Origin of the sequence: Aquincola sp. J276 (assembly GCF_024700035.1) — a bacterium.
GTDB lineage: Bacteria > Pseudomonadota > Gammaproteobacteria > Burkholderiales > Burkholderiaceae_C > Aquincola > Aquincola tertiaricarbonis.
In genome coordinates this window covers 688287-710486 of record NZ_JAJONC010000001.1, presented here as the reverse complement: position 1 = coordinate 710486, position 22200 = coordinate 688287, and the positions used below count along the sequence as shown (strand labels likewise).

The following is a 22200-nucleotide window of genomic DNA, read 5'->3' as shown; positions in this document are numbered from 1 at the left end:
CGGTGTCACGGCTCAGGGCACCGGCACGGCCACCCAGCGCGCGCCGGCGGGGCTGGGGATGCGCTCGATGGTGAAGGCATGGCCGAACACCTCGGCCAGCGCCGCGCGCACCTCGGTGCTGTCCGGCGGGCCTTCGGCGCGCAGGCGGCCGGCCTGCATCACCAGCAGGCGGTCGGCGGCCAGGGCCAGCGTGATCTCGTGCAGCACCGCGGCCACCGCCGCCCCGGCACGGGCATGGGCCACCAGGCTGCGCACCAGGGCCTGCTGGTGCGGTGCATCCAGGTGGGTGGTGGGCTCGTCCAGCAGCAGCACCGGCGCCTGCACCGCCAGTGCGCGGGCCAGCAGCACCCGCTGGCGTTCGCCGCCGGAGAGCTGGTCCAGCCGGCGGCCTTCCAGCGGGCCGCATTCGGTCTCCGTCATCGCGGCATCGACCGCGGCTTCGTCCTGCGGGCCCGGCGCGCCGAACAGGCCCTGGTGCGGCAGCCGGCCCAGGCGCACCACGTCGCGCACCGCGATGTCGCCGCTGGCCTCGCCCTGCTGCGACAGCCAGGCCACGCGCCGCGCCCGCTCCCGCGCCGGCCACTGGGCCAGCGGACGACCGTCCAGCAGCAGCTCGCCGGCCACGGGCGGCAGCAGGCCGGCCAGCGCGGCGAGCAGACTGCTCTTGCCCGCGCCATTGGGCCCCACGATGGCCAGCCACTGCCCCGGCTGCAGCGCCAGCGACAGCCCCTGCACCACCGTGCGGCCGCCGCGCCGCAGGTGCAGATCCCGGGCCTGCAGCCGCGCCGTCATGCGCCGGCCCGCCGCCGCAGCAGCACCATCAGGTACATGCCGCCCACCACCGCGGTGAGCACGCCCACCGGCAGTTCCTGCGGCGCGATCAGGCTGCGCGCCAGCACGTCGGCGGCCAACAGCAGCATGCCGCCGGCCAGCGCCGACAGCGCCAGCAGCGCCCCATGCGTGACCACCACGCAGCGCCGCACCAGGTGCGGCGACACCAGCCCCACGAAGGCCACCAGCCCGGCCTGGGCCACGGCGGTGCCGGTGGCCAGCGCCATCAAGGCCACCAGCAGCAGCCGCAGGCGCGGCAGCACCAGGCCCAGGCTGGCCGCGCTGGCCTCGCCCAGCACCAGCGCGTCCAGCGCCCGGGCGAAGCGCATGGCCAGCGGCAGCGCCAGCGCCAGCGCGCCGCCCAGCACCAGCACACTGGGCCAGTCCAGGAAGCCGGTGGTGCCCAGCAGGAACACCTGCTTGCCGCGCAGCGCCTCGGGCGACAGCAGCAGCACCACGTCGGCCAGCGCCCCCAGCAGCACGCCCACCACCACGCCGGACAGCAGCAGCTGCAGCGGCTGCCCGGCCCCACGCGCCAGCAGCAGCGTGAGGCTCACGCCGCCCAGCGCGCCGGCAAAGGCGGCGCCCACCAGCCCCAGCTTGAGCAGCCAGCCCACGCCCGCCAGGCCCAGCGTGGCGCCGAACAGGCCGCCGGTGGCCAGCACCATCACCACGCCCAGCCCGGCGCCGGCGGCCGAGCCCAGCAGGTAGGGATCGGCCAGCGGATTGCGGAACAGGCCCTGCGCCAGCGCACCGGCCAGGCCCAGCAGCGCACCGGCCAGCAGCGCGCCCAGCGTGCGCGGCGCGCGGATGCCTTCGACCAGCACCCATTCCTCGGCCCAGGCGAAGGACCAGCCCTCGCTGCCCGCGGCCAGGCCCGCGGCCACCAGCAGCAGGCACACCAACGCCATGGCCGCGCCCAGGCGGCGGGCGCCGGCACTCATGGCGCCCGGCCTGCCAGCGCCTGCAGGCAGCCGGCCATCTGCTCGGCGGCTTCGCCCAGCCGCGGACCGGGGCGCACCAGCACGTCGTACACCTGCGGGTCGAAGCCGCACCAACGACGGCCGGCCACGGCGGGCACGGCGGACCAGCCCGGGCGGCGCGGCAGCTCGTCCAGGCTGGCCCGCGGCGCCATCACGATGTCGGGCCGCGCACGCACGATGTATTCGGGATTGAGCTTGGGAAACGGCCCCAGCGACGCCGGCACCACGTTGCCCAGTCCCAGGCGCTGCAGCGTCTCGCCGACGAAGGACGACTCGCCGGCCGCATAGGGCCCGCTGCCCACCTCGAAGTACACCCGCTGCCCGCGCAGCGCCGGCGGCACGCGGGCCGCGGCGGCGCCGATGCGCTGGTCGACGCGGGCCCACAGCGCCTGCCCGGCACCCGGCCGGCCCAGCAGCCGCGCCACGGTTTCCATGGTGCGCCGGGCGCTGTCGTGGGTGCGCGGCTCCAGCACCACCACGCGCAGGCCCAGGCCTTCCAGCCGCTCGACCGCGCGCGACGAGGCCGCGGCCAGCACCAGGTCCGGCCGCAGCGCGACGATGCGCTCGATCTGTGCATCCTCCAGCCCGCCGACCTGCGGCAGGCGCCGCACCGACTCGGGCCAGTTGGAAAAGCGATCCACGCCCACCAGCCGGCCGCAGGCGTCCAGCGCGCAGACCGTCTCGGTGAGCGAAGGCAGCAGCGAGACGATGCGCTGCGGCGGCGGCGCCTCCAGCGGCAGCGGGCGGCCACGGTCGTCCAGCGCCTCGGGCGCGGCGACGGCCGCACCGGCCAGCAGGGCCAGCAGGCCCAGCAGGCCCATCAGGGACGGCCACCAGGCGCCGGCCCTCATGCCGCCGGCCCCTTCACCCGCACCGGGCAGCCGGCCACCATCAGCGTCACCCGCATGCAGGCCGCGGCCACCGCCTGGTGCAGCAGGCCCAGCGCATCGATGAAGCGGCGCGCGTCCGCCGACATCGGCGCCACGCCCAGGCCGATTTCGTTGGACACCAGCACCACCGGCCCCGGCGCGGCGGCCAGGGCGGCGCACAGCGCGGCGCGCTGCGCGGCCAGCGCCGCCTCGTCGGCCGGCACGCCCTGCAGCGGCATCGCCTGCTGGGTGAGCCACAGCGTCAGGCAGTCCACCACCAGCAGCCGGCCAGATGCGGACAGCCGCCGCACCGCCTCGGCCAGCGCCTGCGGTTCCTCCACCGTGGCCAGCCCGGGCACCCGCGCCGCGCGCTCCTGGCGGTGGCGCTGGATGCGCGAGGCCATTTCCCCATCGCCGGCCAGGGCGGTGGCGATGAGCACCGCCTCATGCGCCGGCGCGGCCTGCAGCCAGGCCGCGGCCCGCGCTTCCGCGCAGCGCGACTTGCCGCTCTTCTGGCCGCCGAGGATCAGCTCATGCATGTCACAGCATCTTCGCGCTGTAGCGCAGGCCGATCCAGGCCTGGCGTCCCAGCGCCTGGTACTCGCGCGCCGGCTCGTACTGCTTGTCGGTGGCGTTGAGCACCTTGGCTTCCAGTTGCCACTGGGGCGCGAAGCGCCAGCGGGCGCTGAGGTCGAGCAGCGCATAGGCGCCGAGGTTGACGTTGCCGTCCGGCCGCGCGCCCACCGACAGCAGCGAGGCGCCGAAGGCCCAGCGGCCCAGGTCCAGGTCGGCCGACAGGCTTTCCTGGTGCGCGGCGCGGCGCGTGAGCCGGTTGCCGGTGCCGTCGTCGATCGCATCCAGGAAGTCCACCGTGGCGCGCAGCTGCAGCGCGCCCAGGCGGTGCGCCGCGGTGAGCGTGGCGCCTTCCAGCGTGGCACGGCCCACGTTGCCGGCGCAGCCGTACTGGTAGCCCGGGCCGGGCGGGCAGAAGGCCGCGTCGGGCTGGTAGGCCACGAGGTTCTTCACCCGGTTGCGGTAGACGGTCAGCCCGGCCTCGCTGCCGTTGCGTCGCCATTCCACGCCGGCCTCGATGCTGCGACCGCGCTCGGCCTCGATCGTGGGCACGCCGTAGTCGGGGTAGTACAGGTCGTTGAAGCTCGGCGCGCGGAAGGTGGTGCCGGCCAGCGCCCGCACGCTCCAGGCGGGCGCCAGGCTCATGCGCCAGCCCAGGCGGCCGGTGCTGTTGCCGCCGTAGACGGAGCTGTCGTCATGCCGCAGGTCGGCCTGCAGCGTGTGGGCACCGAAGCGGCCCGACCAGCCCAGCACCAGCGCGTTGTTGCTGCGGCGCTCGCTGCCCAGGTAGGTGCTGGCATCGGCCTTCTCCACCAGGCGCTCGAAGGCGACGACCACCTGGGTGTCAGCGTCGGGCGTCCAGGCGTTCTGCCAGGTGAGCTGGTTGCGGCGGGTGCGGTAGCGGTCGGGCGCTCGGTCGCCGCTGCGCAGGTCGTCGTCGCTGTGGGCGATCTGCACCGAGGTGGTCCAGGCCGCGCCGAGGCGGCCGCGGTAGTCCAGCGACACCACGCGGGTGTCCAGGTGGTTGCGCATGTCGCCGCTGGCGTCCTGGGCGAAGTCGGGCGCCAGGTATTCACTGCCGTCGTACTGCGAGCGCAGGCGCGTGTCGGTCACCAGCAGGCCCACCCGGTGGCCTTCCACCGGCGTGACGCCCAGCTTGAGCGTGCCGCTGGTGCGGCGGTGGCCGTCGCGGTCGGGGTTGTAGTTGCCGAAGCGGTCGCCCTCGCGCAGCGACGACACGCCCTCGTCGCGCTCATGGCCGAGCGAGGCCGCATAGTCGAACAGGCCGCTGGCGCCGGTGACGGCCACGCTGCCCTTGCGCGCGCCATAGCCGCCCACGGCCGCATCGGCGTCGAAGGTGGTGCCGGCGCCCGACTTCCCGGTGCGGGTGAAGATCTGGATCACGCCGCCCACCGCATCTGCGCCATACAGGCTGGAGCCGGGCCCGCGCAGTACCTCGATGCGCTCGATCTGCGACAGCGACAGCGCCTCGAACTCCACCTGCCCCAGCGTGCCGGAGCCGATGCGCACGCCGTCGATCAGCACCACGGTGTTGCTGGAGCCGGCGCCGCGGATGAACACCGAGGCGCTCTTGCCGGTGCCGCCGTTGCGCGACACCTGCACGCCGGCCTCGCGGCGCAGCAGGTCTTCCACCGAATCGGCGGTGCTGGCGCGGATGCGCTCGGCATCGATCAGCACCACGTCGGAGGTCACGCGGTCCAGCGGCAGCGGCTCGCGGCTGCCGGTGACCACCACCGTTTGCGCGGTGGCGGAGGAAACGAAACAGGCGGCCAGGGCCAGGCGCAGCGTCAGCGACACCGGTCGCGCGGCAGGCGCGGAAATCAAACGAGTCATGGAAGGGCACAACGACAAGGGCAGCCACCTGCTTCCCCGCGGGCGTCTGCGACATGGCCGCCACCCCGGAGGATGGCTGCCGCTCGTTGGCCGGTATCCGGGCTGGCGGATTCGGCGATGCAGCCTTCCCAGGCCAGGCTCATGAGCCGGCAACCCAGTGGCAGAGGGCATCGCCGCGGGATGGTTGATCAGATCAACCATCCAGTCCGCTTACCGTTGCGGGGGCAGCGCAGGTTGGGCGTGGCCCGTGGGGCCGTGCCTTCCTGCTTCCCGTTTACCCCGGGCTGCAACGAAGCGCAACCCAGGCACCAACGGCCCGGATGCTACCAGCCCCCCGCCTACAATCAGGGTCGCCCACCGATCGCCAACGCCATGTCCACCCTCGAAGATCTTGCCGAGCGGATCGAACGCCTCGTGCTTCGACACGAGGAACTCAAGCGCACCAACGCCCTGCTCGTGCAGCAGGTCGAAGCCGTCACGCTGGAGCGCGACCAGATGCGCTCGCGCCTGAATGCTGCCCGCGCCCGCATCGACGCCCTGCTCGACCGCCTGCCCGCCAACGGAGGCGACACCCGATGAAACAGATGGAAGTCACCATCCTCGGCCAGAGCTACATCCTCGGCTGCCCCGAAGGCGGCGAAAGCTCGCTGATGGCCGCCGTGGCCAGCGTGGACCGCGAGATGAGCGCCATCCGCGATGCCGGCCGCGTGAAGGCCCGCGAGCGCATCGCGGTGCTGGCCGCGCTCAACCTGGCCTACCAGTTGGCCGAGCGCCCGCCCGCCCCGCCGGCCGAAGGCCAGCCGGTGCCGCCGCCGGTGGACGTCGGCGCGCTGGTGCGCCGCATCGACCATGCGCTGGGCGACGACGGCCAACTGTTCTGAGACCCGCCGCCCGCCATGGAAATGCCGGCCTTTTCCTACGGCCCGCGGCAGCACCCGGCCTTAGAATGAATTCGTCCGTCGCATTCGCGCGGGTCCTATATTTCCTCGAACCGATGGTCTATGACCAAGGGCTTGGAACATCGCTCGGCTGGTGTGATCGTCTCGCGTCAGATGAACCCGAAGCCTTGCTGACCTCGCCCACCTGAACTTCCCTTTGGGGTTCGGGAATGCGGCTCGCGGCTTGCGGCGGACACCCCACCCTTCTTGCCTGGCGCGCCCTGCGCGCACCTCCCCCACGTGGCCTACTGGCTGATGAAGAGCGAGCCCGACGAGTGCTCGATAGACGACCTCGTGCGCCTGGGCCGCGTGCCCTGGACCGGCGTGCGCAACTACCAGGCGCGCAACTTCATGCGCGATGCGATGCAGGTGGGCGATGGCGTGCTCTTCTATCACTCGTCCTGCCCCGAGCCCGGCATCGCCGGCGTGTGCCGGGTGGCCAGTGCGGCCTATCCCGATGCCACGCAGTTCGATGCCGCCAGCCCCTACCACGACCCGAAGTCGCGCCCCGACGCGCCGCGCTGGCTGCATGTGGACGTGGACCACGGCCGCAAGACGCGGCTGCTGTCGCTGGCCGAGATGCGGCAACGGCCGGAGCTGGCGTCCATGGTGGTGCTCAAGCCGGGCAACCGCCTGTCCATCACGCCGGTGACGGCGGATGAATGGCAGGCCGTGACGGCCCTGCTGGACATCGCCTGAGGGCGCCCGCCGGATGGACGCCGCCTTCATCGTCTCCCTGCTGCTGGTGGGCACGGCCACCGGCTTCATGGCCGGGCTGCTGGGCGTGGGCGGCGGCATGATGATCGTGCCCTTCCTCACCCACCTGCTGGCTGCGCGCGGCGTGCCGCCTGGCGTGGCAGTGAAGATGGCCATCGCCACCTCGATGGCCACCATCCTTTTCACCTCGCTGTCCAGCGTGCGTGCGCACCACCGGCGCGGTGCGGTGCGCTGGGACATCGTGCGCCGGCTGGCGCCCGGCATCGTGCTGGGCGGCCTGCTGGCCGGGGCCGGCGTGTTCGCGGTGCTCAAGGGCGCGGCGCTGGCCCTGTTCTTCGCGGGCTTCGTCGGCTTCTCGGCCACGCAGATGCTGCTGGACCGCAAGCCCCAGCCCACGCGCCAGCTGCCGGGTGCCGCGGGCACCACCGCGGCCGGCGGCGTCATCGGCTTCCTGTCGGGGCTGGTGGGCGCGGGCGGCGGCTTCGTGTCGGTGCCCTTCATGACCTGGTGCAACGTGGCCATGCACAACGCGGTGGCCACCAGCGCGGCGCTGGGTTTTCCCATTGCGCTGGCCAACACCGTGGGCTATGTGGTGGGCGGCTGGAACCTGCCACCCGCCCTGCCCGGCGCCTTCGGCTACCTGTACCTGCCCGCACTGGCCGTGGTGGCCGCGGTGAGCGTGGTGATGGCGCCGGTGGGCGCGCGCGTGGCGCATGCGCTGGACGTGCGCAAGCTCAAGCGGGTGTTCGCGCTGGTGCTGTACCTGCTGGCCGGCTACATGCTGTGGCGCGGCATCACGGCCCGCTGACCGGCTTCAGTCGTCGGACCGCTCGAAGCGGATGCCGGCCAGCGTGACCACGTTGCCGCCGCGGCGCTGGGCCTCGGCCAGGGCCGAATCGCAGGCCTCGCGCAGCTCCTCCTGGCTGTGCGCGGTGTGCGGATAGCTGGCCACGCCCATCGAGACCGAGAAGCGCAGCTCCTCGCCATCCAGCACCACGATCTGCGTGGCGCATTCGCGGCGCAGGCTTTCCACCCGCGCATGCGCGGTGGCCAGGCCCACGCCCGACAGCAGCACCGCGAAGCGGCTGTCGTCCACCCGGCAGGAGGCATCCATCGCGCGGGTGTTGCCGCGCAGCAGCCGGCCCAGCGTCTCGACGATGCGGGTGTGGGCGGGCTGGCCCAGCTCGGCCACGCGCGGCGTGGGCGGATCGACCGCGATGGCCACCAGGGCGAACTCGCGGTGCTCCCGCGAGGACAGGTCCACCTCGCGGCGAAGCTGGTCGTCGAAGTGGGCGCGGGTGTAGAGGCCGGTGCGGGTGTCGCGCAGCGAATGGTCCTGCAGCTCGCGGCGCAGCGTCTCGATGCTGCGCTGCAGCTGTTCCAGTTGCTCCAGCGCGGCGCGCAGCTGGGCGTCCTTGGCCTTCTGCGCCGCCTGGTCGGTCCAGGCGCTGCACAGCAGGCGGCGGCCCTCGGCGTCGGGCGGCGTCAGCAGGCGCAGCACCCGGTAGTCGTGCTTGTCACCATCGCGCTCGAAGCGGTGCTCGCTGGTCAGCGGCTGGCCTTGCGACATGGCGGTGTGCTCGGCGGCACGCAGGGTGGTCACCAGCGTGGGGTCCAGCAGCTCGGCGTCGGTGCGGCCCGGCACCTCGGCGGGCTCCAGGTGCAGCCAACGGGCCATGGCCTCGTTCACCCACAGGTAACTGCCGCTGGCGGCGTCCTTGACGGCCAGCAGGACGCCCTGCCGCTCGGCCAGCGCCGGCAACAGCAGGGCGAAGGCGGCTTCCAGCGCGGAATCGGCGGAGGTGAGAGTGGGCAACACCGTGAATGCTTGGTTGTTGGAGCGGTGACTGGATAAATCCATCGAGACATTTTGCAAGCCGCGTGTAAACGACGGGCAAGCGGACGTTCTATGGTGAGGGGCCGTTGCAGTCGAGGCAAGCAGGCCGACCACGGCGCTGCGTATTCTCCCTAGCTTGAACCGATGCCGGTTCATTGTCAGTGCGGCGCACTGGCACGAATGCTGCAAACAACGCTGCCCAAGGCGCGCAGATGCGCCCCGATCGTGCACTCCGTGCACGATTGCCGTGCACACCGGCGTGCGCAGCCATGACCCTCCCCCGGCAAGCCCCAGGCCTGCCGTTCGTCGTCGCTCTTGGAGGAGCATCGTGCGTCTGTCGCTGCCACTGAACCGGGCCCTGCCCGCGCGGTCCGCCCGCATCCCCACTTCCTTCGCCGACCGGCCGCATCGCGCCGCCGGGTCCGGGTACTGAACGCCATGGCCGGCTTCAAGACCTTCCTGCGCGCGGGCCACTGGCCCACGCTGGCGGCTTCCTTCCTCTACTTCGATTTCTGCTTCGCGGTCTGGGTGCTCAACGGCGCCATGGGTCCCTTCATCAGCGAGACCTACGGCCTGGACGCCGCGCAGAAGGGCTTCATGGTCTCGGTGCCCATCCTGGCCGGCGCACTGATGCGCTTTCCGCTGGGCGTGCTGTCGCAGTACATCGGCCGCAAGAACGCGGCGATGGTGGAGATGGCGCTCATCATCCTGGCCCTGGGCTTCGGCTATTACTTCGTCGACAGCTACGACGGCGTGCTCGCCATGGGCGTGCTGCTGGGCATCGCCGGCGCCAGCTTCGGCGTGGCGCTGAGCCTGGGCAGCGGCTGGTTCCCGCCGCAGTACAAGGGGCTGGCCATGGGCATCGCCGGTGCCGGCAACAGCGGCACGGTGCTGGCGGTGCTGTTCGCGCCGCCGCTGGCGATGAAGTTCGGCTGGCAGGCGGTGTACGGCCTGGCCGCGCTGACCATGCTGCTGCCGCTGGCGGTGATGTGGCTGGCCGCCAAGGAGCCGCCCGACCGCGAGCACCAGACGCTGCGCGAGCACACCGCCTGCCTGTTCGAGAAGGACGGCTGGGCCTTCAGCCTGATCTACGTCGTGACCTTCGGCGGCTTCATCGGCCTGGCCAGCTTCCTGCCCACCTACTTCCACGACCAGTTCGGCGTCACCAAGGTGCAGGCCGGCCAGCTGACCATGCTGGCCACGCTGATGGGCTCGGGCGTGCGGGTGATCGGCGGCGCGCTGTCGGACCGGCTGGGCGGCATCACCACGCTGTCGGGCGTGCTGGTGCTGGTGGCCATCACCTTGCTGGCCTGCGGCTTCGCCGGTGCTTCGCTGCCGGTGACCACGCTGCTGTTCATGCTGTGCTTCGCGGCCCTGGGCGCGGGCAATGGCGCGCTGTTCCAACTGGTGCCGCTGCGCTGGCCGCTCACCACCGCGGTGGCCGGCTCGATGATCGGCGAGGTGGGCGCCTTGGGCGGCGGCTTCCTGCCCAATGCGATGGGCCTGTCCAAGCAGTACAGCGGCAGCTACCTGTGGGGCTTCGTGGCCTTCACCGTGCTGGCGCTGGCGATGCTGGCGATGCTGCGCATCGTGCAGATCCGCTGGACCCGCACCTGGGCCGAGCGCGGCGGCCGGGCCCGCATCGTGCCCACGCCGGCCACCGCCGGCGGCCGCCAGGCCGGCACGCCAGGCGGCCGCTCGAAGAAGGCCCCGGCATGAAGCACGGCGCCTCAGCGTGGCAGGAACAGCAGCCAGGCCACCAGCGCGATGTTGAACAGGGCCGAGATCCAGAAGGCCGCCATCCACAGCGCCGCGGGGTCGCGCAGGGCCAGCGGCGTGGCCGGCGGCGCGCCGAGATGGCTGCCGCCGCCGGCGCTGCGTGCGGCGCCGCGCTCCAGCGCCAGCACCAGTTCCTCGGCGGTCTCGAAGCGCTGGCGCGGATCGCGCGCCACGGCCTTGAGCACCAGGTGGTCCAGCCACATCGGCACATCGGGCCGCAGGCGCGACAGCGCGCGCGGGTCGCGCCGGTAGCGGCCGGCCTGCCACGGTTCGATCTCGCCGTAGGGCAGCCGGCCGCCCAGCCACTGGTACAGCGTGACGCCCAGGGCGAACAGGTCGCTGCCGGCATCGGCCGCGGCGCCTTCCCACTGCTCGGGGTTCATGTAGCTGGGCGTACCGGCATGCAGCTGGCGCTGCACCGCGGGCTCGCGACCCGAGATGGCCACGCCCAGGTCCAGCAGCCGCCAATGGCCGTCGTCGCCGCGGTGCAGGTTGCCGGGCTTCACGTCGCGGTGCACCACGCCCAGCCGGTGCAGCCGGCCCAGCGCACGCCCGATGGCGATGCCGGCCTGCACCACATCGGCCACCCCGAAACGGGTGCGTTGTGCAAGCAATTGTTCGAGCGTGTGGCCGCCATGCCAGTCGAACACCGTGTACAGCGCGCTGGGCGCGGCCACCTCGTTCACCTGCACGAAGCCGGGCGCGCCGCTCTCGCCCACGCGCAGGCCCAGCCAGGCCTCGTGCGCCAGCATGGCCCGTTCCTCCGGATCGCTGGCGCGCGACTCGTGCAGCGTCTTTACCGCCACCAGCCGGCGGTCGGCGGTGCGGGCCTGGTACAGGCGGTGCACGCCGGTGTCGGCCACGCGCGCGGTGATGGTCAGGCCGTCCAGCACGTCGCCCACCTTCAGCGGCGGCGGTGGGTCGAGGCGGCGGCCACGCAGCAGCGCATCCTCCAGTCGGCCGGTGTCGAGGCCGCGGATGCGCAGCACGATGGCGCTGGCGTTGTCGGTGCCGCCGGCTTCCAGCGCGGCACGCACCAGCGTGTCGGCCGCCGCCTGGGCATCCGGCGCCTCGCGCAGCAGGTGTGCCATGCGCCTGGCCGGCAGCAGGCCATGCATGCCGTCGGTGGTGAGCACGAAGCAGTCGCCCACGCGCACCTCGCCCTGCACGAAGTCCAGGCGCACCATGTCGTCCAGGCCCACCGCACGGGTGAGCCGGTTGCGCTGGTGCACGTTGCCGAACACATGGTCGGTGGTGAGCTGCACCAGCTCACCGTCCACCAGCTGCGCGGCGCGGCTGTCGCCGGCATGCGCGATGGTGAAGCCGTGGCCGTGCACCACCAGCGCGGTGACGGTGGTGAGCGCGGTGCGCGGCTCGCCGGCCTGTTCGCTCAGGTTCTGCCGCCGGCGGTTGTGGTCGGCAAGCCATTGGCTGTGGGCCTGGATCAGGCGGTCCAGCACCACCGTGGTCTCCCAGGTGTCGGGCGCATCGAAGTAGTCGGCCAGCAGGCCGCGCACCACCGTCTGCGCGGCCTCCTGGCCGCCACCGCCGGTGGACACGCCATCGGCCATCACCGCGATGAGGCCGAGCGGATCGCCCCGGCGCACGCCGGCGAAGTCCTCGTTGATGCGGCGGGGCCCGGTCTGGCTGGCCAGGCCGATGTCGACGTCGAAGCTCATGCCGGATTGTCACGGCCGCGGATGGCACCTCCCTTGCTTTTGAATCCGAAGGAAGCACGCTCATGAAGAAGATGAAACTGGTGATGGTGGGCAACGGCATGGCCGGCGTGCGCACGCTGGAAGAGCTGCTGAAGATCGCGCCCAACCTCTACGACATCACCGTGTTCGGCGCCGAGCCGCATCCCAACTACAACCGCATCCTGCTGTCGCCGGTGCTGGCCGGCGAGCAGACCATCCCCGACATCATCCTCAACCCGCTGAGCTGGTACGCCGAGCACGGCATCACGCTGCACCTGGGCCGCAAGGTGGTGGACGTGGACCGCCGCAGGCGCATCGTGCGCGCCGAGGACGGCACCGAGGCCGAGTACGACCGGCTGCTGCTGGCCACCGGCTCCACGCCCTTCGTGCCGCCGATTCCCGGCAAGGACCTGCAGGGCGTCATCGCCTACCGCGACATCGCGGACACCGAGGCGATGATCGACGCGGCCACGAAGTACCGGCATGCGGTGGTGATCGGCGGCGGCCTGCTGGGACTGGAAGCCGCCAACGGCCTGATGCTGCGCGGCATGCAGGTCACGGTGGTGCACATCGGCCGGTGGCTGATGGAACGCCAGCTCGACGAATCGGCGGCGCAGCTGCTGCAGAAGGCGCTGGAAGCGCGCGGCCTTCAGTTCAAGCTGGGTGCCCAGACGCAGTCGCTGGCCGGCGGCGACGACGGCCGCGTGAAGGCCGTGCGATTCCAGGACGGCAGCGAGGTCCCGGCCGACCTGGTGGTGATGTCGGCCGGCATCCGCCCCAACACCGCGCTGGCCGAGAAGATCGGCATCCACTGCCAGCGCGGCATCGTGGTGAGCGACACCCTGCAGACGGTGACCGACCCGCGGGTGTACTCGGTGGGCGAATGCGCGGCCCACCGCGGCATCGCCTATGGCCTGGTGGCACCGCTGTTCGAGCAGGGCAAGGTGTGCGCCACGCACCTGGCGCAGTTCGGCATCGGCCGCTACCTGGGCAGCCAGACCAGCACCAAGCTCAAGGTCACCGGCATCGACCTCTTCTCGGCCGGCAACTTCATGGGCGGCGCCGACACCGAGGAGATCGTGATGAGCGATCCCTTCGGCGGCGTGTACAAGAAGCTGGTGATCCAGGACGACAAGCTGGTGGGCGCCTGCCTGTACGGCGACACGGTGGACGGCAGCTACTACTTCAAGCTGCTGCGCGAGGGCCGCAAGATCCACGACATCCGCGACAAGCTGATGTTCGGCGAGAGCAACATCGGCGACACCGGCCACGAGGGCCACAGCAAGGCCGCCACCATGCCCGACGAGGCCGAGGTCTGCGGCTGCAACGGCGTGAACAAGGGCACCATCTGCAAGGCCATCAAGGACAAGGGCCTGTTCACGCTGGAAGAGGTGCGCAAGCACACCAAGGCCAGTGCGTCGTGTGGCTCATGCACCGGGCTGGTGGAGCAGCTGCTGATGTTCACCGCCGGCGGCGACTACTCCAAGCCGCCCACCAAGAAGGCGATGTGCGCCTGCACCGACGCCAGCCACCAGGACGTGCGCGAGGCCATCCGCGCCCAGCACCTGCTGACCATCCCCGACACATACCAGGCCCTGGGCTGGCGCACGCCCAATGGCTGCGCCAGCTGCCGGCCAGCAGTCAACTACTACCTGATCAGCACCTGGCCGAAGGAGGCACGCGACGATCCGCAGAGCCACTTCATCAACGAGCGCAGCCACGCCAACATCCAGAAGGACGGCACCTACAGCGTGGTGCCGCGCATGTGGGGCGGCACCACCAACAGCTCGGAGCTGCGCCGCATCGCCGACGTGGTGGACAAGTACCAGATCCCGACGGTGAAGGTGACCGGCGGCCAGCGCATCGACCTGCTGGGCGTGAAGAAGGAAGACCTGCCCAAGGTGTGGCACGACCTGGGCATGCCCAGCGGCCATGCCTACGGCAAGACGCTGCGCACGGTGAAGACCTGCGTCGGCAGCGAGTGGTGCCGCTTCGGCACGCAGGATTCCACTTCGCTGGGCATCGAGCTGGAGCGCGTGCTGTGGCGCATGTATGCGCCGCACAAGGTCAAGCTGGCCGTCAGCGGCTGCCCGCGCAACTGCGCCGAGAGCGGCATCAAGGACGTGGGCATCATCGGCGTCGATTCGGGCTGGGAGATCTACGTCGCCGGCAACGGCGGCATCAAGACCGAGGTGGCGCACTTCTTCTGCAAGCTCAAGACGGCGGCCGAGGTGGTGGAGTACGCGGGCGCCTTCCTGCAGCTGTACCGCGAGGAAGGCTGGTACCTGGAACGCACGGTGCACTACGTGAACCGCGTGGGGCTGGACTACGTCAAGGCCAAGGTGCTGGACGACGCCGCCCAGCGCAAGGCGCTGTACGACCGGCTGGCCTTCTCGCTGGACGGCGAACCCGACCCGTGGTTCGAGTTCGAGAAGGCCGGCGTGGACCTGCGCCAGTTCGAGACCCTGGGAGCCTGAACGATGACGCACTGGAAAGCCATCTGCCGCGTGGAAGACATCCCGGTGCTGGGCGCGCGCCGCGTGGCCCGTGCGGCCGGGCCGGCGGTGGCCGTGTTCCGCACCGCGCAGGACGAGGTGTTCGCGCTGCTGGACGAATGCCCGCACAAGCAGGGCCCGCTGAGTCAGGGCATCGTCTTCGGCACCAGCGTGGCCTGCCCGCTGCACAACTGGACCATCGGCCTGGACGACGGCTGCGCCCGTGCGCCGGACGAAGGCTGCACGCCGCGCTTCGCGGTGCAGGTGCAGGACGGCGTGGTGTCGCTGGACGCCGACGAGCTGGCCGCGGGACGCTGAATGACGGCCTTGCACGAAACGAAATCCACCTGCCCGTACTGCGGCGTGGGCTGCGGCGTGGTGATCGAATCGGCCGCTGGCCAGATCACCGGCGTGCGCGGCGACCCGGACCATCCGGCCAACTTCGGCCGCCTGTGCAGCAAGGGCAGCACGCTGCACCTCACCGCCACCGCGCCCATCCAGCAACATGCCCGGTTGCTGTTCCCCATGCGGCGCGCGCAGCGCGAGGCGCCGCCGCAGCCGGTGAGCTGGAACGAGGCGATGACCCTGGCCACCGACCGCTTCGAGCAGGTGATCCGCGAGCACGGGCCCGATGCGGTGGGCTTCTATCTCTCGGGCCAGCTGCTCACCGAGGACTATTACGTCTTCAACAAGCTGGCCAAGGGCCTGGTGGGCACCAACAACGTCGACACCAACTCGCGCCTGTGCATGAGCAGTGCGGTGGCCGGGTACAAGGCCACGCTGGGGGCCGATGCACCGCCGGCCTGTTATGAAGACCTGGGCCATGCACGCACGCTGTTCATCACCGGCTCCAACACCGCCTATGCCCACCCCATCCTGTACCGCCGGATCGAGGACGCCAAGCGTGCCAATCCGCGGCTGCGCATGGTGGTGGTGGACCCGCGGCGCACCGACACCGCGGCCGCGGCCGACCTGCACCTGCCCCTCCTGCCGGGCAGCGACGTGGCCCTGTGCCACGGCATGCTGCACCTGATGCTGTGGGAAGGCTGGCTGGACGCCGCCTACATCGCCGCGCACACCAGCGGCTTCGATGCGCTGAAGGCCCGGGTGCGCGACTACACCCCGCGCGAGACCAGCCGCCTGACCGGCATCAGCGAGGCCGCGCTGGTGCAGGCCGCCGCCTGGTTCGCCGGGCTCGACGAAGGCGGGCCGGCGCGAAGCCCGACGCTCTCGCTGTACTGCCAGGGCCTGAACCAGAGCGCCAGCGGCACCGCCAAGAATGCCGCGCTGATCAACCTGCACCTGGCCACCGGCCAGATCGGCAAGCCCGGCGCCGGGCCCTTCTCGCTCACCGGCCAGCCCAATGCGATGGGCGGGCGCGAGGTGGGCGGCCTGGCCAACCTGCTGTCGGCCCACCGCGACCTGGCCAACCCGGCGCACCGGGCCGAGGTGGCCGCCTTCTGGGGCGTGAGCGACGTGCCCGCCCAGCCCGGCAAGAGCGCGGTGGAGATGTTCAAGGCCGCGGCCGATGGCCAGATCAAGGCGCTCTGGATCGCCTGCACCAACCCCGCCCAGTCCATGCCCGACCAGGCGCTGGTGCGCGAGGCGCTGCGCCGCTGCGACTTCGTCGTGGTGCAGGAAGCCTTCTCCACCACCGCCACCGCCGCCTTCGCCGACCTGCTGCTGCCCGCCACCACCTGGGGCGAGAAGGAAGGCACCGTCACCAACAGCGAACGGCGCATCAGCCGGGTGCGCGCGGCGGTGCCGCCGCCCGGGCAGGCGCGGCACGACTGGCACATCGCCACCGAGCTGGCGCAGCGGCTCCAGGCCCGCCTGCGTGCCGGCGCGGCCGCACTGTTCCCCTACACCACGCCGGAGCAGGTGTGGAACGAGCACCGCGAGACCACCCGCGGCCGCGACCTCGACATCACCGGCCTGAGCTGGCCGATGCTGGATGCGCAAGGCCCGCAGCAATGGCCGCTGCCCGCTGGCCAGGCCACCGGCCGCGCCCGCCTGTACGAGGACGGCGTGTTCCCCACCGCCGACGGCCGCGCGCGCTTCTTCGACACGCCCTTCGAGCCGGTGGCCGAGCCGCGCGACGTGCGCTATCCCTTCAGCCTGAACACCGGCCGCCTGCGCGACCAGTGGCACGGCATGAGCCGCACCGGCAACGTGGGCCGGCTGTTCGGCCAGGTGCCCGAGCCCTCGGTGGCGCTGCATCCGGCCGAGCTGCAGCGTTTGGGCCTGCAACCCGGCGACCTGGTGCACGTCACCTCGCGGCGTGGCTCCATCGTGATGCCGGCCGCGGCCGACGAGGGCATGGCACCGGCCCAGGCCTTCATCGCGATGCACTGGGGCGAGGAATTCATGTCCGGCCGCAGTGCACGCGGCCAGCCGCTGGCCGGCGTGAATGCACTGACCACGCCGCGCTACTGCCCGCGCTCGATGCAGCCCGAGCTCAAGCATTGCGCCGTCAAGCTGCTGAAGGCCGAGTTGCCCTGGCGGCTGGTGGCCATGGCCTGGCTGCCCGAAGAAGAGTTGCTGCCGGCGCGCAAGGCCTTGCAGCAGCTGATGCAGGCCTTCGGCTATGCGGTGTGCGTGCCCTTCGGCCACCAGCGCGGCGGCCTGCTGTTCAAGGCCGCGCTGGAGGCCGCGCCGGAGATGTCCGTGGTGCGCCGCATCGAGACGCTGCTGGGCCTGGCCTACGGCAGCCACGACGCCCCGGTGCTGCACTACGAGGACCCGCGCCGCGGCCAGCGCCGCGCGATGCGGCTGCGCCATGTGCAGGACGATCGGCGGCTCGACGGCTTCCTGCTGGCCGGTGACGCGCGGGCCGAGGCCTGGCTCAAGCCGCTGCTGCAGGACGAGCTGCCCACCCAGGCCTACGGCCGCCAGTTGCTCAACCCCGGGCCCCAGGCGCCGCTGCCCACGCCCGTGCGCGGCCGCCAGGTGTGCACCTGCCTGAACGTGGGCGCGGGGGCCATCGAGGCCACGCTGGCGCAATGCAGCGGCAGCCCCGCCGAGCGGCTGGCCCAGCTGCAGTCGCAGCTGCGCTGCGGCACGCAATGCGGCTCCTGCCTGCCCGAGCTGCGCCGCATGGTGGCGCAGCCGGTGGCGGCATGATCCAGCGCAATCGCGGCGCCGGCGCAAAGGTCCGAAACTTGCGAACCTGCGCGCAGGAGACATCGTCATGAGCATCAGTCACTACATCAAGGAGATCGGCCGCGGCAGTGCCGGCGCACGGTCGCTCAGCATCGAGCAGGCCCAGGACCTGATGGGCCTGGTGCTGGACGGCCAGGCCACCGACCTGGAGGTCGGCGCCTTTGCCATCGCCATGCGCATGAAGGGCGAGACGGTGGACGAGCTCACCGGCTTCCTGGCGGCGGTGCAGGCGCGCTGCGTGCACGTGCACAGCCGGCAGCCGGTGGTGGTGCTGCCCACCTACAACGGCGCACGCCGCCTGCCCAACCTCACGCCGCTGCTGGCGATGCGGCTGGCCCAGGAAGGCGTGCAGGTGCTGATGCACGGCCCCCGCCACGACCCTAAGCGGGTCAGCACCGCAGACGTGCTGCACGACCTGGGCCTGCCCATCGCGCATGACGTGGCCGAGGTGGAACAGGCCTGGGCCCGGCGCGAGCCCGCCTTCCTGTGCGTGGATGCGTTGTGCCCGCCGCTGGCGCGGCTGCTGGACGTGCGCTGGACCATCGGCCTGCGCAATTCCGGCCACACCGTGGCCAAGATGCTGGACCCGGTGCAGGGCGCGCCCGCGCTGCGCCTGGCCAGCTACACCCACCCCGAATTTGGCGAGCTGATGGCCGCCTATGCCCGCCAGGGTGGCGCCAGCATGATGCTGCTGCGCGGCACCGAAGGCGAGGCCGTGGCCGACCCCCGGCGCCAGCCGCGCATCGAGGCCTGGATCGACGGACAGCCGCGGCCCGAGCTGGGTTGCCCGGCGCAGGAAGGCGTGCTGGCCACCATGCCGCTGCTGCCGCGCACGCACGATGCGGCCACCACCGCGCTGTACATCCAGGCGGTGATGAGCGGCGAGAAGCCCGCGCCCGATCCGCTGGAGACGCAGGTGGCGCTGGTGCGCCGCACGCTGGCGTCCATGGCCGGCGCACGTCGGGTGGACAGCGCGGCCTGAAGCCGCGTCCGGCCCCGCCCGCGGCACGCGGCTGCCCGGGCGGCGGCGGCCGTCACAATCACGGCCTTTTTCACGCGCCCGCCCTGCCCCATGAACAAGCCGCAGCGTTTCACCGTGCACGACATCGGCCGGCTGGCCGGCGTGTCGGCCATGACGGTGTCGCGTGCACTGAACCAGCCGGAGCGGGTGTCGCCGGAGACGCTCAAGCGCGTGCTGGAGGCGGTCAAGCAGACCGGGTTCGTGCCCAATGCGATGGCGCGCGGGCTGCGCTCTTCCAAGGCGCGGCTGGTGGCCGCGCTGCTGCCCACGCTGGTGGGCCCGGTGTTCCAGGAGACGGTGAAGTCGCTCGACCAGACGCTGGTGGGCCATGGCTACCAGCTGATGATCGGCCAGACCGGCTACGACCAGGGCCGCGAGGATGCGCTGCTGGACGCCGTCATCCGCCGTCGGCCCGACGGCATCGTGCTGGTGGGCATCCAGCACAGCGACGAAGGCCGCCGGCTGCTGCTGGCCTCGGGCATCCCGGTGGTGGAAACCTGGGACCTCACGCCCACGCCGCTGGACATGCTGGTGGGCTTCTCGCACGACGCGATCGGCGAGTCGGTGATGGCCTACCTGCATGCCCGCGGCCACCGCCGCATCGGCCTGGTCAGCGCCGACGATCCACGCGCCCGCACCCGGGCCCAGGGCTTCGAGCGCGCCGGCGAGCGGCTGGGGCTGGCGCAGCCGGTGCACGAGCTGCTGTCGCCCGCGCCCAGCACGCTGGGGGCCGGCCGCGCCGCGCTGGCGCGGCTGCTGCAGGAGGCGCCGGGCACCAGCGCCATCTTCTGCAGCTCCGACACGCTGGCGCTGGGGGCGCTGATCGAGGCGCAGGCCCGCGGCCTGCGGGTGCCGCAGCAGATGGCAGTGGTGGGCCTGGGCGACCAGGAGTTCGCGGCCGACCTGCAGCCGGCGCTGACCACCGTGCGCATCGATGGCACCCGCATCGGCCGCTGCGCCGCGGAGCTGCTGGTGCAGCGTGCCGAAGGCCAGGCGGTGGATCAGCGGGTGATCGACATCGGCTTTGCCATCGTCGAACGCGCCAGCGCCTGAGGCCTCAGATCCGCTGCAGTGCCGCGATCTCGCGCGCCATGCCGCCCAGTGGCAGCGTGCGCTGCACCGCGCCGCGCTTGATGGCTTCCTTGGGCATGCCGAACACCACGCAGCTCTGCTCGTCCTGCGCCAGCGTGGCCGCGCCGGCATTGCGCATCTCCAGCAGGCCGGCCGCGCCGTCGTCGCCCATGCCGGTCATGATGATGCCCAGCGCATTGCCGCCGGCACACTTGGCCGCGGAGCGGAACAGCACGTCCACCGACGGTCGGTGGCGGTTGACCAGCGGGCCGTCCACCACCTCCACGTGGTACTGAGCGCCGCTTCGCCGCAGCAGCGTGTGCTTGCCGCCCGGCGCGATCAGCGCCTGGCCCGGCACCACCCGGTCGCCGGTGGCGGCTTCCTTCACCGTGATGTGGCAGATGCTGTCCAGCCGCGCCGCAAAGGCGGCGGTGAACTTCTCCGGCATGTGCTGCACGATGACGATGCCCGGCGACACCCGCGGCAGCTCGGTCAGCACCGCCTCCAGCGCCTGCGTGCCGCCGGTGGAGGTGCCGATCATCACCACCCGCTCGGTGGTCTGCGCCATCGCGCGGCCGCCCTGCGCCTGCGGCGGCAGGATCACGTCGGCGGTGTGCTTGACGGTGGGCGCCAGCGGCGCCGAGGCGGCCCGCGCGACGGTGCGGCGCACATTGGCCTGCGCGGCGGTGCGCACCGTGCTCACCAGTTCCTGCGCGGCATCGGCCAGGAACTGCTTGAGCCCCAGCTTCGGCTTGGTGACGATGGCCACCGCGCCGGCCGACAGCGCCTCCAGCGTGGTGCGCGCGCCCTTCTCGGTCAGCGTCGAGCAGATCACCACAGGCGTGGGCCGCTCGTCCATGATCTTGCGCAGGAAGGTGATGCCGTCCATCTTGGGCATCTCCACGTCCAGCACGATGACGTCGGGCCACTGCTGCTTCATGCGCTCCTGCGCCAGCATCGGGTCGGCGCAGGCGGCCGTGACTTCGATGCCGGGCGCTTCCGACAGCAGGCCGGTGAGCACCTGCCGCACCACGGCGGAATCGTCCACCACCAGCACCTTGATCCGTTTCATGTGGCCTCCGGTGCCAGGGTGGAATCGGCCGCCTCCGGCCGCTGGCGCAGGCGCAGCTCGGGCAGGCGGGCCTCGTGGCTCTTCATCCAGCGGGGCAGCGCATCGCCGGACATCGGCCGTGCGATCAGGAAGCCCTGGCCCACGGTGCAGCCGAAGCGCTGCAGCAGCCGCCAGTCCTCCATCGTCTCCACGCCCTCGGCCACCGACACCAGGCCCAGCCGGCCCGCCATCTCCAGCGCCGATTGCAGGATGACCCGCACATGCGACTGGCGGTGCGCGTTGTGCACGAAGGAGCGGTCGATCTTCAGCTCGGTGAACGGGATGCGCGCCAGCTGCTGCATCGACGAGAAGCCGGTGCCGTAGTCGTCGATCGACAGGCCCACGCCGCGCATGCGCAGCCGCGCCAGCACGCCCATGGTCACCGCGTCGTAGCCCACCACCGAGCCTTCGGTGATCTCCAGCACCAGCTGGCCGGCCGGCAGCCCGTGGCGCGACAGCAGGCTGCACACGCCTTCCACCAGGCCCGGCGTGCGCAGCAGCAGCGGCGACAGGTTGATGGCCACCGACAGCACCATGCCGTGGGCATTCCAGTGCGCCACCTGGGCCATCGCCCGGTCGGCAATGGCCTGCGTCAGCGGCAGGATCAGGTCGTGCTGCTCGGCGATGGCGATGAAGCGGTCGGGCGGCACCGCGCCCAGCTGCGCATCGTTCCAGCGGGCCAGCACCTCCACCCCGCGCACCAGGCCGGTCCGGATGTCCACCTTGGGCTGGTAGTGCGGCACCACCAGGCCGCGGGCCAGCGCGTCGCGCAGCTTGTCCGGCGGGATGGCCGGCTGCGCACCGGGCACGCTGGCGGCCAGGGCAGGTGCGCCGGCGCCCTGGCTGCCTTCCAGCGCGCCGGCCAGCACGTCGGCCGTCAAGGGCTTGGCCACGCCGCCGAGCAGCGGCTGGCCCAGCGTCGCGGCCATCACCTCCACCGCACGCACCAGCGCGCCTTCGCGCGCCGAGGCCACGATGAACGGGATGCGCAGGCCGCGCTTGCTCATCTGCTGGATCAGCTCGAAGCCGTCCATCACCGGCATCTCCAGGTCGATGACCATCAGCGTGGGCGGCGCGGGCAGCGCGGCCAGCAGGTCCAGCGCCTCGCGGCCGTCCCGTGCCTCGTGGATGCGGGCCACGCCCAGGCTGCGGCACAGGTCCGCCGCATGCTGGCGCTGGGTGGTGCTGTCGTCCACCACCAGCACCGCTTCATGACGCACCGCCTCCACTGCTGGCGGTTTGAGCGATTCCATCACCGTCTC

General features: G+C 72.0%; 19 protein-coding genes and 1 riboswitch. Of the genes, 10 read left to right on the top strand and 9 right to left on the bottom strand.

Features of this window, described 5'->3' with window-relative positions:
• Positions 1-12 precede the first annotated feature (12 nt).
• Genes LRS14_RS03365 through LRS14_RS03345 form a run of 5 tightly spaced genes read right to left on the bottom strand, consistent with a single transcriptional unit; the run spans position 13 to position 5074 of the window.
• Complete coding sequence (locus LRS14_RS03365; protein WP_257798589.1) at positions 13-792, bottom strand: ABC transporter ATP-binding protein; 780 nt, start codon at positions 790-792, stop codon at positions 13-15.
• Complete coding sequence (locus tag LRS14_RS03360; protein WP_257798587.1) at positions 789-1775, bottom strand: iron ABC transporter permease; 987 nt, start codon at positions 1773-1775, stop codon at positions 789-791. Before LRS14_RS03360 ends, LRS14_RS03365 begins: the two co-directional genes overlap by 4 nt.
• Entirely contained in the window at positions 1772-2665 is an 894-nt protein-coding gene (locus tag LRS14_RS03355) for an ABC transporter substrate-binding protein (RefSeq protein ID WP_257798585.1), read from the bottom strand. Before LRS14_RS03355 ends, LRS14_RS03360 begins: the two co-directional genes overlap by 4 nt.
• Entirely contained in the window at positions 2662-3222 is a 561-nt protein-coding gene (locus LRS14_RS03350; RefSeq protein WP_257798584.1) for a bifunctional adenosylcobinamide kinase/adenosylcobinamide-phosphate guanylyltransferase, read from the bottom strand. The genes LRS14_RS03355 and LRS14_RS03350 overlap by 4 nt, the downstream gene beginning before the upstream one ends.
• A 1-nt stretch (position 3223) precedes the next feature.
• Positions 3224-5074: a TonB-dependent receptor domain-containing protein gene (locus LRS14_RS03345; protein WP_257798583.1), complete on the bottom strand. Its 1851-nt coding sequence runs from the start codon at positions 5072-5074 to the stop codon at positions 3224-3226.
• 106 nt (positions 5075-5180) lie between these two features.
• A riboswitch (cobalamin riboswitch) is annotated at positions 5181-5438 on the bottom strand.
• A gap of 44 nt (positions 5439-5482) precedes the next feature.
• On the opposite strand from LRS14_RS03345, the gene LRS14_RS03340 reads away from it, so the two are divergent.
• From LRS14_RS03340 to LRS14_RS03325, 4 genes are all read left to right on the top strand, one after another.
• Positions 5483-5689, top strand: a complete 207-nt coding sequence (locus LRS14_RS03340; RefSeq protein WP_046115275.1) for a hypothetical protein — start codon at positions 5483-5485, stop codon at positions 5687-5689.
• Complete coding sequence (locus LRS14_RS03335) at positions 5686-5991, top strand: cell division protein ZapA (RefSeq protein WP_046115274.1); 306 nt, start codon at positions 5686-5688, stop codon at positions 5989-5991. The genes LRS14_RS03340 and LRS14_RS03335 overlap by 4 nt, the downstream gene beginning before the upstream one ends.
• Before the next feature lie 312 nt (positions 5992-6303).
• Entirely contained in the window at positions 6304-6747 is a 444-nt protein-coding gene (locus tag LRS14_RS03330) for an EVE domain-containing protein (RefSeq protein ID WP_046115317.1), read from the top strand.
• A 13-nt stretch (positions 6748-6760) separates the two neighbouring features.
• Positions 6761-7573 carry a sulfite exporter TauE/SafE family protein gene (locus tag LRS14_RS03325; RefSeq protein ID WP_046115273.1) on the top strand — a complete coding sequence of 271 codons (813 nt, stop codon included), beginning with the start codon at positions 6761-6763 and terminating at the stop codon, positions 7571-7573.
• 6 nt (positions 7574-7579) lie between these two features.
• Here the strand turns inward: LRS14_RS03325 and LRS14_RS03320 are convergent, their stop codons facing one another.
• Entirely contained in the window at positions 7580-8581 is a 1002-nt protein-coding gene (locus LRS14_RS03320; RefSeq protein WP_257798582.1) for a sensor domain-containing diguanylate cyclase, read from the bottom strand.
• A 459-nt stretch (positions 8582-9040) separates the two neighbouring features.
• Here LRS14_RS03320 and LRS14_RS03315 point away from each other — a divergent pair, with 459 nt between their 5' ends.
• Entirely contained in the window at positions 9041-10321 is a 1281-nt protein-coding gene (locus LRS14_RS03315) for a nitrate/nitrite transporter (protein WP_257798581.1), read from the top strand.
• Positions 10322-10332: 11 nt separating this feature from the next.
• Here the strand turns inward: LRS14_RS03315 and LRS14_RS03310 are convergent, their stop codons facing one another.
• The gene (locus LRS14_RS03310; RefSeq protein WP_257798580.1) at positions 10333-12060 is read right to left on the bottom strand and encodes a bifunctional protein-serine/threonine kinase/phosphatase; all 1728 of its coding nucleotides are present in this window, start codon (positions 12058-12060) and stop codon (positions 10333-10335) included.
• A gap of 62 nt (positions 12061-12122) precedes the next feature.
• Between LRS14_RS03310 and nirB the strand changes: the two genes are divergently transcribed.
• The 5 genes from nirB to LRS14_RS03285 all read left to right on the top strand — a co-directional run bounded on the left by nirB (position 12123) and on the right by LRS14_RS03285 (position 19809).
• Entirely contained in the window at positions 12123-14555 is a 2433-nt protein-coding gene (gene nirB, locus LRS14_RS03305; protein ID WP_257798579.1) for a nitrite reductase large subunit NirB, read from the top strand.
• 3 nt (positions 14556-14558) lie between these two features.
• On the top strand, positions 14559-14891 hold the full coding sequence (nirD, locus tag LRS14_RS03300) for a nitrite reductase small subunit NirD (RefSeq protein WP_046115268.1): 333 nt from the start codon (positions 14559-14561) through the stop codon (positions 14889-14891).
• Positions 14892-14900: 9 nt separating this feature from the next.
• Positions 14901-17696, top strand: coding sequence for a nitrate reductase (locus LRS14_RS03295; RefSeq protein ID WP_257800399.1), 2796 nt, complete (start codon positions 14901-14903; stop codon positions 17694-17696).
• Between the two features lie 67 nt (positions 17697-17763).
• Complete coding sequence (gene ybiB / locus LRS14_RS03290) at positions 17764-18717, top strand: DNA-binding protein YbiB (protein WP_046115267.1); 954 nt, start codon at positions 17764-17766, stop codon at positions 18715-18717.
• A gap of 90 nt (positions 18718-18807) precedes the next feature.
• Positions 18808-19809, top strand: a complete 1002-nt coding sequence (locus LRS14_RS03285; protein WP_257798578.1) for a LacI family DNA-binding transcriptional regulator — start codon at positions 18808-18810, stop codon at positions 19807-19809.
• Between the two features lie 4 nt (positions 19810-19813).
• Here LRS14_RS03285 and LRS14_RS03280 read toward each other — a convergent pair whose 3' ends face one another.
• Positions 19814-20899, bottom strand: a complete 1086-nt coding sequence (locus LRS14_RS03280; RefSeq protein WP_046115265.1) for a chemotaxis response regulator protein-glutamate methylesterase — start codon at positions 20897-20899, stop codon at positions 19814-19816.
• Positions 20896-22191 (bottom strand): EAL domain-containing protein, encoded by a 1296-nt coding sequence (locus LRS14_RS03275; RefSeq protein ID WP_046115264.1) that lies wholly within the window; start codon positions 22189-22191, stop codon positions 20896-20898. Before LRS14_RS03275 ends, LRS14_RS03280 begins: the two co-directional genes overlap by 4 nt.
• Positions 22192-22200 lie beyond the last annotated feature (9 nt).